Annotated in this window: 8 protein-coding genes; 3 read left to right on the top strand and 5 right to left on the bottom strand. The window is 35.1% G+C overall.

Annotated features, from left to right (window positions below):
• Nucleotides 1-171 precede the first annotated feature (171 nt).
• From glpT to glpQ, 3 genes are all read left to right on the top strand, one after another.
• Complete coding sequence (gene glpT, locus C0975_RS06995; protein ID WP_101775669.1) at nucleotides 172-1617, top strand: glycerol-3-phosphate transporter; 1446 nt, start codon at nucleotides 172-174, stop codon at nucleotides 1615-1617.
• Nucleotides 1618-1714: 97 nt separating this feature from the next.
• Nucleotides 1715-2638 (top strand): YncE family protein, encoded by a 924-nt coding sequence (locus C0975_RS07000; RefSeq protein WP_101775670.1) that lies wholly within the window; start codon nucleotides 1715-1717, stop codon nucleotides 2636-2638.
• A 27-nt stretch (nucleotides 2639-2665) separates the two neighbouring features.
• The gene (gene glpQ, locus C0975_RS07005) at nucleotides 2666-3742 is read left to right on the top strand and encodes a glycerophosphodiester phosphodiesterase (protein WP_101775671.1); all 1077 of its coding nucleotides are present in this window, start codon (nucleotides 2666-2668) and stop codon (nucleotides 3740-3742) included.
• A gap of 73 nt (nucleotides 3743-3815) precedes the next feature.
• On the opposite strand, the gene yqfB is transcribed toward glpQ, so the two are convergent.
• The 5 genes from yqfB to C0975_RS07030 are packed head-to-tail and all read right to left on the bottom strand — an operon-like array spanning nucleotide 3816 to nucleotide 11478.
• Nucleotides 3816-4124, bottom strand: coding sequence for a N(4)-acetylcytidine aminohydrolase (gene yqfB, locus C0975_RS07010; RefSeq protein WP_101775672.1), 309 nt, complete (start codon nucleotides 4122-4124; stop codon nucleotides 3816-3818).
• A 23-nt stretch (nucleotides 4125-4147) separates the two neighbouring features.
• On the bottom strand, nucleotides 4148-7222 hold the full coding sequence (locus tag C0975_RS07015) for a type I restriction endonuclease subunit R (RefSeq protein WP_101775673.1): 3075 nt from the start codon (nucleotides 7220-7222) through the stop codon (nucleotides 4148-4150).
• Entirely contained in the window at nucleotides 7222-9345 is a 2124-nt protein-coding gene (locus tag C0975_RS07020; protein WP_101775674.1) for an AAA family ATPase, read from the bottom strand. Before C0975_RS07020 ends, C0975_RS07015 begins: the two co-directional genes overlap by 1 nt.
• Nucleotides 9335-10363 carry a virulence RhuM family protein gene (locus C0975_RS07025; RefSeq protein ID WP_101775675.1) on the bottom strand — a complete coding sequence of 343 codons (1029 nt, stop codon included), beginning with the start codon at nucleotides 10361-10363 and terminating at the stop codon, nucleotides 9335-9337. The genes C0975_RS07020 and C0975_RS07025 overlap by 11 nt, the downstream gene beginning before the upstream one ends.
• A 14-nt stretch (nucleotides 10364-10377) precedes the next feature.
• On the bottom strand, nucleotides 10378-11478 hold the full coding sequence (locus C0975_RS07030; RefSeq protein WP_101775676.1) for a restriction endonuclease subunit S: 1101 nt from the start codon (nucleotides 11476-11478) through the stop codon (nucleotides 10378-10380).
• Nucleotides 11479-11582: the final 104 nt, after the last annotated feature.

The raw sequence follows: 11582 nt of genomic DNA on the forward strand, positions 1-11582 counted from the left end.
CATCACAATTTATTTTCTAAATAGTGCAAGTAAGCAATATTTTTTGTGAAATCACTCACAAATTAGCATAATTTCGCTTTTCAGTTTTTTCTTTTCCCTTATTATCTGTGTAAGATTCTTGTTAAGAGAATGTTTTCATTTTTTGTTTCGTTTAACCTATTGGAGAATTGTATGTTTGGTCCATTTAAACCCGCTCCGCATATTCCGGAGCTTCCTGCGGACAAAATAGATGCCAGATACCGTTTCTTGCGTTGGCAAGTTTTTGCGGGCATCTTTTTTGGTTATGCAGCTTATTACTTTGTACGTGCAAACTTCGACTTAGCACAAAAAGGATTAATTGAAGCAGGTATGTATAACAAAGCTGAACTTGGTATTATCGGTACAGGGGCTGGTTTAGCATACGGCTTATCTAAATTCTTTATGGCATCTATTTCTGACCGTTCAAATCCAAAAGTCTTCTTACCATTCGGTCTTTTACTCTCTGGGTTATGTATGACCATGATGGGTTTAATGCCATGGGCAACTTCTGGTATTGCAGTCATGTTCATTCTCATTTTCTTAAACGGTTGGTTCCAAGGAATGGGATGGCCACCATGTGGTCGTACAATGGTACACTGGTGGTCTAAATCAGAACGTGGTTCTATCGTTTCAATTTGGAATACTGCGCACAACTTAGGGGGAATGGTACCGGGCGCGATGGTATTACTTGCAAGTGCGATTTATTTCAGCACTCATGGTGTTGAAGCTACGGCAAAAGATGTATGGCAACAAGCGCTTTACTATCCTGGTATTGCTGCAATGATTGCTGCAATTCCTATCTACTTTGTGATGAAAGATACGCCACAATCTTGCGGTTTACCACCAATTGAAAAATGGCGTAATGACTATCCTGATGATTATAATGAAAAAACCTATGAGCACGATTTAACAACTAAAGAAATCTTCGTGACTTATGTATTGAAAAACAAATTATTATGGTACATCGCAATCGCTAACGTATTCGTCTATTTAATTCGCTATGGTGTATTAAAATGGTCACCAGTTTATCTTGGCGAAGTAAAACACTTCAACATCAAAGGAACTGCTTGGGCGTATACTATCTATGAATTAGCAGCTATTCCAGGTACATTACTCTGTGGTTGGGTATCTGACCATGTATTTAAAGGTAAACGTGGTTTAACTGGTTTCATCTTCATGATTTTAACCACAATTGCCGTCGTTGCACTATGGATGAACCCTGCGACACCAGAATCTGAATTAGCACTTTATGAAGGTCATGCATGGTATGAAAACCCATATCAATTAACTGACTTTATCTTAATGACAACCATCGGTTTCTTAATTTATGGTCCTGTAATGTTAATTGGTTTACATGCACTTGAACTTGCACCGAAAAAAGCAGCAGGAACCGCAGCAGGCTTTACAGGCTTATTCGGTTACTTAGGTGGTACAGTATCAGCCTCTGCTGTAGTAGGTTGGGCAGCTGAATTCTATGGCTGGGACGGTGGTTTCTATGTCATGATTGCTGGCGGTATTTTAGCTATCTTATTAATGTTCATTACGATGATCGAAGAAAGCAAACATAAAGCAAGACTTGACGATCATTATGGTAAATAATTAATGGAATAAAAAAGGAAGATATGTGAAAGCATTCTTCCTTTTTTTATGCAATCAAATTACTTATCGATACAACTTGATTGAAAGGAGAATCTCTATGCAACTTACTAAATTCACCTTTTCTTTATCTCTCCTCGCCCTATCACTTGGCTTAGTGCAAACTGCGCTGGCAACAGATACTTGTCAATTGCCACATAAAACAGCATTACCCGAATATGAATACAAATTAAATAAAGTCATGGAAGTCAGCGGTCGACAAGGTATTACAACCGATGGTAAATACCTTTATGTTTCAGGCAGTACAACGCTCGCCAAATATGATATGGATGGTAAGTTAGTTTATGAAAATAAAACACCTTTTGTTGGTTATCAAAAAGAAGCTAACCATATTGGTGATATCGATATTTATAACAATGAATTATATGTTTCATCAGAATGGTTTGCCGATGGTGTAGGGACAAACATTCAAATTGCAATTCATGATGCCAACACACTTGCGTTAAAACGTGCTTTTGACTTCAATCCTGATTCAGGGCAAGTGGAAGTATCTGGGATTACTGTAGATACAGTCAATAAAAGCATTTGGATGGCCTCTTGGGTGGGCGAAGAAAGCGGTCGATATTTATACGAATACGATCTCGAAACAGGTAAATATAAACGTAAAGTGCATTTACAGCCTGTACCACAATGGATTCAAGGCGTATTCGCCTATGAAGGCAAATTGTATCTCACCGCCGATGACGGCACCGCAGATGAAAAAGAGCATGATCATTTATATCGAGTAGAAATTTCAGATAAGAATAACGAAGGACGTGTTGTCTTAGAACGTACCTTAGATGATGTAAAAGATTATGGTGAAATCGAAGGATTAGTGGTTAATCCAATGACTAAACAAATGATTATTCATTCTAACCGTGGCAAACAAATTGTCTTAGGTATGCCAAAAGGTTTCTATCCTGGTTACGATCGTGAAATCAATGAGCTGTATTTCTATGATATGAAACCAAGATGTGAAAAATAATAACTTGATCAACAAGAGGACTTATTTATGAAATTAAAAGCAATCGCTACCGCTATTGCGGTTTCAACCTTAGCAGCTTGTTCAAGCCAAAGCATGATGAACAGCAGCGACAAACTTATCATTGCGCATCGTGGTGCAAGTGGTTATTTACCAGAGCATACACTTGAATCTAAAGCATTAGCATTTGGTCAAAAAGCAGATTATTTAGAACAAGACTTAGCGATGACGAAAGATAATCGCTTAATTGTCATTCACGATCACTTCCTAGACGGCTTAACAGATGTTGCTAAAAAATTCCCAAATCGCGCAAGAAAAGATGGACGTTATTATGTAGTGGATTTCACCTTAAAAGAAATTCAAAGTCTTGAAATGACCGAAAACTTCAAAATGGAAAACGGTAAACAAGTTCAAGTGTATCCAAACCGTTTCCCATTGTGGAAATCCCACTTCAAAATTCACACGTTTGAAGATGAAATCGAATTTATCCAAGGTTTAGAAAAATCCACAGGTAAAAAAATTGGTATCTATCCTGAAATTAAAGCACCTTGGTTACATCACAAAGAAGGGAAAGATATTGCTGCTGCCACATTAAAAGTGTTGAAAAAATACGGTTATGATACTAAAGATGACATGGTTTATCTGCAAACCTTCGACTTTAACGAATTAAAACGTATTAAAACTGAACTTATGCCAAAAATGGGCATGGATATCAAACTTGTTCAATTAGTCGCCTACACAGATTGGCATGAAACCGAAGAGAAAAATGCACAAGGTAAATGGGTAAACTACGATTACGATTGGATGTTCAAACCAGGTGCTATGGCAGAAGTAGCAAAATATGCAGACGGTGTGGGACCAGGTTGGTACATGCTGATCGATGATCAAAAATCTAAAGCAGGCAACATCGTTTACACCCCACTAGTCAAAGAATTAGCTAATTATAAGATGGAGCTTCACCCATACACCGTACGTAAAGATGCCTTACCTGCATTCTTCACTGACGTGAACCAAATGTACGATGCACTATTAAATAAAGCTGGTGCAACAGGTGTGTTCACTGACTTCCCAGATACTGGCGTAGAGTTTTTGAAGAAAAATAAATAGTCATCAACTGATGTGATAAAAAGTGCGGTCGAAATGTTAAGAATTTTGACCGCACTTAGTTTTATATAAATGATTAACTCACCAATTCAAACGCAATCACCCAAAACCACTCCTCTTGTGGATAAATATCTGTAATCACTTGACGCAATTCGGGTAACGTCATGTTTTCTTGTTGTGCATGTTGTTCTGACAAATCATCAAAATGAATTGGGGTCACTGATAACACTTTAATATTGGCAAAAAAGCGATCGGTTTCATTGGTGTAAACAGCCAAAACTTGATTTGGCTGAAAATAGGATTCTGACTTATCACGAATCGTGATAGTTTTACGCCCTGCTAGAATATCTTGTTCAAAGCGCGTGAAGAAGGTGATTTTGTTCATTTTTTATCTCATTAATAGCATCATTAAATTTTACCGCCTACCCCTTTAAATTTCTCAATGAATGCCGAAATTTTTTGGAATACCGTTTGTTTTTTGGTACGGTATTCAGGATTTAAAGGACTGAGTTTTGGCAAGGCTGCATGTAGCTCTGTACCATTTTCACTGGCATATTCACGTTTGAGCGAAATCTCAATATAACGTTTCGCTGCTTCTTCATTTAAATTTTCAGATTCAATTAAGGCTTTCGCTTCTTTTTGCTGTTCTGCTTGAGCGAAAGCAAAGAAGGCATCAATAATACTCGCTTTATCTGGGATGGCATCAAGATTGGTTTGATGAATGAAGTCCACTACTAAGCTTTCTTTTGCCCGATTCCCGACACTCGCGCGAATCATTTTACGGATATCGTCAATGAGCGTAGGTTTATTTTGATTTTTCTTATTCTGTTCAAAAATTAACTCTAAAATATAGTCTAAATTAATTTCTTGCGATTTTAATAAATCGACTTCAAAGACTACATCATCCCAATCTATCGTGAGTTGAGCTACATTATTACTGGCTTTTTCACGACGTAACCAATCACGAATATCATTATAGGTAGAGCGATAATCTTGCACTTGGTGAGGCGTCAGTAATGTGACCAAAAGTTCAGGCTTAGCAAGATATTTCGTAGAAGGCTCTTCCACTTGATTACCAGTAGGTGCAACAGCTTTTTGTAAAGCGACATACTCATCATAATTTTGCAGAATATTATCAAGGCGCAGATATTCACCAAATAATTTCACAAAGTCTTTTTTCTCTTTTTCTGTTTCAATCGTAGCAGGATCAGGGAAGCGTTCCTGTAATTCTTGTACCACATCCAAATAACCCCGGCATGCCTCACCGGTCAGTTCATCTGTATAACCTTCCATATAGGCTTGATAATTTTTTTCCAGTACAACATTACGTGTATTAGCATTACCAAATAGGGTAATCGCATCGACGGTGAATTGCTCTAAATCACGGAAAGTGACAATATTGCCAAAGGTTTTATTGGCATTGAGGATTCGATTGGTGCGGGAATAGGCTTGAATCAAACCGTGATAACGCAAGTTTTTATCTACAAAGAGCGTGTTTAAACAAGGGGCATCAAAACCCGTTAAAAACATTCCCACTACAATTAACAAATCAATTTCTTGGTTTTTGACGCGTTTTGCCAGATCACGATAGTAATTTTGGAAAGCGTTACTCTCCACACCATAATTGGTCTGGAAAAGTTGGTTATAGTCATCAATCGCCCGTTGTAAAAATTCTTTGGCGGAGCTATTCATTGCACTTGGCTCAAAGCTTTCATCTTCAATATCACCTACTGCATCTTGTGTTTCATTGGCAGCAAAAGAGAAAATGGTGGCAACTTTAAGTGGATTTTTTACGTCCTGTTGTAATGTTTTAAAGCTTTCATAATAAAGTTTCGCTGCCTCAACACTACTCACCGCAAACATCGCATTAAACCCTTTACCCGTTGCATTTAAGCGATGGGTTTTCTGTTTAAAATTATTGAGGATATATTGTGTAATTTCACGTACACGCTCAGGGTGTAATAAGGCTTGCTTGGTCTCAAGTGCGGTCAATTTTTCCAGACTTTTTTCGGTTTCAAAGGATTTGAATTTAGGGCGAACATCATTGTAATCCACCTTAAATTTTAGCACTTTCTCATCACGAATAGCATCAGTAATCACATAAGAATGTAATTCACGCCCAAATACACTCGCTGTGGTTTCTGCCCCTAACGCATTATCGGGAAAAATCGGTGTCCCTGTAAAACCAAATTGATAAAACTGCTTAAATTTTTTCTGGAGATTTTTTTGCGCTTCACCAAATTGAGAACGATGGCATTCGTCGAAAATAAACACCACTTGTTTTTGATAAATAGCTAAGTTGTCCTCTGACTTCATTAGGTTATTGAGCTTTTGGATGGTAGTAACAATAATTTTATTATCTTCTTTCTCAATATTACTTTTTAACCCCGCAGTACTGTTTGAACCATTCACACTATCTGGCGAAAAGCGTTGATATTCTTTCATCGTTTGATAGTCAAGATCTTTGCGATCCACAACAAAAAAGACTTTATCAATAAAATCTAGTTCTGTCGCAAGACGCGCTGCTTTAAAGCTAGTTAAGGTTTTACCCGATCCCGTGGTGTGCCAAATATAACCGCCACTTTCTGGTTTACTCCAATTTTTTGCCTGATAAGCACTTTTCACCTTCCACAACAGACGCTCTGTGGCAGCAATTTGATACGGACGCATAATTAATAGGGTATTGGTGGTATCAAACACCGAATAATTGATCAGAACATTAAGCAAGGTATTTTTTGAGAGGAAAGTGGCAGTAAAATCTTTTAAATCTTTAATCAACGTATTATCGGATTTTGCCCAATGCATGGTGAAATCAAAACTGTTTTTATCTCGCTTGGTGGTATTGGCAAAATAACGGGTGTTGGTCCCATTTGAGATGACAAAAATTTGCAGGAATTTGAATAGGGAGTTGTCATGATTAAAACTTTCTTTCGTATAACGATGAATTTGGTTAAATGCCTCTTTAATTGCCACACCCCGTTTTTTCAACTCAATTTGAACCAAAGGCAACCCATTAATTAAAATCGTCACATCATAGCGGTTCGCTTGCGTGCCAGTTTGCTCAAATTGATGAATCACTTGCAAGAAATTACGCTGGACATGCTTTTTATCTAACAGGTAAATATTTTGAATCCGCCCATTATCAAACACAAAATCATAAATATAATCGTGGTGAATTTTACGGGTTTTATCAATCAAATTTTCTGCCGGCTTATCCACATATTCCAGTAAAAATCTTACCCACTCAGCATCACTAAACTGTACATTATTGAGCCGTTGTAATTGTTCTCTTAGGTTTGTTAAGAGTGTTTCTTGGCTATTCAAATCCTGACGATATTCATAGCCCTGTGCTTGTAAATCGGCAATTAACTCACGTTCTAAATCCGCTTCTGTTTGATAGGATCCACGTTGCTCGATTTTGGTGTATTTATCGAGAATGATGAAATTATTGGTTTCGGTGATGGGGGGAGCTTGGGTTGTCATTAGTTATCTCCGAAGAACTGATTATAATGTTCTATTGCATCATTTTGTTCAAAACATTCTTGTAATAAAGCAATGATTTCTTGTTTATTTTTACCATTTAAGTCCGATTCTAAATCATCTATAGAATGAGAGTTGACATTAAATAACTTTTTCGCCCCGACAACCTTTTGAAAGAATTTATCTTTACTAATGCCATTAAATTTGGTGTATGTTTCAATAATTCTTCTAATTGGATTTAATAACATATTTTCGCTTATATCATCTTTATCATAAAGAATCTTTAGTTCTTTCCAAAGAGCAGAATAACTAGTATCGAAATCATCCTCTTTTTTATGAATTTTATTTAAAATGATATTCTTTCCATTTCTAACAAGATGATAAAAATTATTATCTTTATAGCTAAAACCAAATTTAACATTTAAATAAAAATGTATATTATGGGTTAAAATAATAATTTTTTCATTATCTGTGATTTTTTTATCTTTCAGTTTTTGCAATTCTTCTATAATTAAGTACTGAACAGTATCATCATTGGAGTTCATTGGATCATCAAAAACAATGCATTTTGATCTACTATTTAGTGAATCATTAATTTTTTCAATAAAATACAAAAAAGCAATAATATTCTTTTCGCCTGTAGATAATTCATGAACTGTTCTTATGCTACCATTTCTTGAGCATTTTACCTTATAATCATTACTTCCATCTTGATGGATTAATTCAAAGTTAACATATAGTTTAAGTTTTTTATTTACTCTCTGAACAAGGATTTTTTCATTTTTTGTACTTGCTAATAAATCACTTATAGTTGATTCAATATATTTTATTTCCTTGTTAAAAATTTCTATTTTTGATTCTTCTTTATCAATATCATTATTTACTTCTCTCAATGACTCTGAAAGGCTAATTAGCTCAGTATACTGAATATCATATTTAAATTCAGATAAAAATTTACTAACTAAATGAAATCGTAAATCAGATTTTGCTTTTTCCTTTTTCTTAGGGAGATCACTATCATTATTTTCATCAACAATATCGTTGTATTGATTAATGACATCATTAATCTCATCGGGAGATTTTATCTGTAACAAACTACTTTCTTGGAACAAATTAGATTTTTTCTCCCTTAAACTTGATGCTAGCTTATTTAAGAATGCAACATATTCATTTTTCAATCTATCAAATTCAATTCTTATATCTTCAATCTTAGACTGATAATCTACATAAAAATTATCAACATCAATCTTCATACTATTAATATTTTGGATGAGTTTATCTATATTATTTATTTTATTGTCTATGTTTGAGTTAAATTCTTTTACTTCATCTGCTTCAAAATATTTTTGAAGCTCCTCAATAACATCTTCAGAAACAGGATTATTACAAAAAGCACAAACATCACCAGCTTTATGAATATGCAGCCCTTGTTCTGCAAACGCTTTTTTTCTATGATCTCCTTCCAATCTTACAAGACGTGTTCTTTCTTCGACTTTTAACCTTAACAATCTATTTACATAATTTAGTTCATCACTTAAAGAAAAGTTCAAAATCTCCAACTTATTAGCTGTTTTAACTTCAGATTTTAATAATTTTCTTAGTTCGGAAACTCTATCTTCGCTTAAAGATTTTGCCTGTGGAATATCTTCTTTAAAACTTGTAATATTGTACGATGAAGAGGTTATCTTTTGTTCATCTTCTTTGATTTTCTTTGCAGACTCTCTACAAAAATTATCTATTTTATCTTTTTGAGCTTTATACTTTTTTTCTTTTAAATCGCGCTTACTCCATAAATTATCGGGATATTCTTCATTTTCCAAAATATTATTTTTAATAGAGATGATATTCTGTTCAATTCTTATGATTTCTCTTCGATTCTCTTCAATTTTATTATTAATATCAGTGTTTTCTTCTCCTAAAACTACAGTTTCTAAACTATTATTTGCACTAACAACACTTTCAAAACCCTGAAATATTCTAACATCATAGTTATTGCACTGCTCTTTTACTAATTTAGTGATTGTAGATTTACCACACCCATTTTTACCAAAAATAAAATTAACTTTTTGATCAAATTTGATTTCATTAGAGTTGAATAAATCATTACCAGCAAGATCAATAATCATCTAACCTTCTCCTTTTAGAACTTTTATGAGTTATTTTTAGACCAATTTCCAAATCCTCCAACTCCCTCAAATCCTCCGCATCCGCAAGGCTTTGTTTGAGTTGTTTTCGTGCATAATCAAACTGTTCATATTGCTGATGAACAAATAATTTCATTTGTTCGTTAGAGCGTTCCCCTGTATTTTCTAAAACAGGAAAACCATTAAACTCTAATAAATTATCTACATTATTCCGCCAAAAACGTAAAGTTAAGTCTTTTTGTTTTTTAACTCGCAATTCCGCACTTTCCAAAAAGATCATCACTAAACGATTTAATGAATCTAATTCATCATTATTCAGATAATTTTTTGCAATAATCACATCGCCTTTACGCACCACTTTTCCTTTCCAAGCTGTCAATCCCATATTGGGTAGGGTGGCATCTGCACGTGCTAAAATTAACTCTACAGCCGTTTTCTGAGTGATGGCATAAATCAATTTATTTTGTGTTTCAGCAAAAAACATTTGGGTCGCTTTATCGCTCTTATCATAATCGCTAGATAAGCCAAATAATTCCCGCACTTTTTGATAAAACCGCATTTCACTGGCTCGAATTTCTCGAATTTGCTCGAGTAGCTCATCGAAATAATCAAACCGCCCTTGTGGATTTTTCAATCGCTCGCTATCAATTAAAAATCCTTTGTCTAAATAGGTTTGTAGTGTGTTATTTGCCCATCTACGAAATTGCACCCCACGAGGACTCCGCACTCGAAATCCTACTGCTAAAATCATCGCTAATGAATAATGTTTAACCTGATAATTTTTACCATCTTGGGCAGTTATTAAATAATCCTTAATAACCGAATTCTCATCTAACTCATTGTCTTGTAATATATTTTTGATGTGAGTGGCGATATTTGGAACAGAGGTGTCAAAAAGTTCAGCAAGCTGATTTTGGGTTAGCCACGCTTCATTATCAGCAACAAGTAAGGCAACATTTGATTTGCCATCATCGGTGTTATAAATAATCAAGTCAGTCATTTTCACCTCGTTTTTTATTGTTTAGGAAATGTTAACAACTTCTCCCGATAATATTCATATTGTTTACGGCGAATTTCAATTTCTTTTGGTAAACCTTCGCTAAGAGAGTTGGTCAAGCGGTCGAATTTGTCCAAGATTTCTACGATTTTTTGTTGGGTGACAAGGGGTGGGATTGGGATTTTGTATTTTTCAAACATTGGTTTTCTTAATGAAGTTACTGATGAATTGACAGATGCCTTTTCCAAATAACGAGAAAAATTTGCTCTTATAAAATGGAATAGGAATTTTGGCAACAAAGTATCTGATTTCACAACTATTCTATATGCTCTTTGATGCAGAGAATATTTACCTGATACATAGTGAAAAACCTTTCCAACTCCAACACCATCCCCAGCGGTAATAATAGCAACTTCATCGAATTCATATTCATTAATTTTTCTAGGTTCTTGAGAGCGAACAAAAAACAGATACTTTCCGTCTATAACCGCTTCATTTGTATTTTTAGAGCCTGTTCCAATTTCCGCAACTTCCCCCAAACTCTTCCACTCAACATCATCACCAAAACTTAATAAATGATCACGATAGTATTGGTATTGTTTTTGGCGGAGTGTAAGCTCGCTGGTAAGCTCGCTGGTAACCGCTGTAAGTGCATCTAAAATTCGGACAATTTCTTTTTGTAGGGAAATTGGAAGGATTGGGATCGAGATTTTAACCAATTCTCCTTTTGTTAATTTAGCTCTATCCCCTCCCGATAAATATGGAATAAAGTGGAATTGGGTTAAATAATGATATAAAAAATGATTATTTAATTCAGATTTGCCACAAATAACGTGAACGTGATTGTTTGCCCAAAATTTTCCTGAAGCAAACTGAATGGAATAATTTTCTAAACTTGCCGAACCGTCTTCCGCAATCAGTACATATTCGCCATCATGCGTATACCCTTCCACATAGTCTTGAATATTATTTGCTCCGTAATAGGGTATATTTCCTGCAATTCGCAATGATGCTTTAACAGGTTTTCTAGCGTTATTGGCAATTTCCGCCACCTCCCCCAACGTCTTCCATTCCACCTGACACTGTTCAATCATCTGTATAATATTATTTTGTTTCATTTCTTATCCTTTTCCCGCCTAATCAATTCAACGTTGCCACGTGATTTTATATTCGATAACACTTGTTTACCCTTTTCTGTCATTCGATATTGTTGATTAGGGCT

The organism is Pasteurella oralis (assembly GCF_002850605.1).
Classification (GTDB): Bacteria; Pseudomonadota; Gammaproteobacteria; order Enterobacterales; family Pasteurellaceae; genus Pasteurella; species Pasteurella oralis.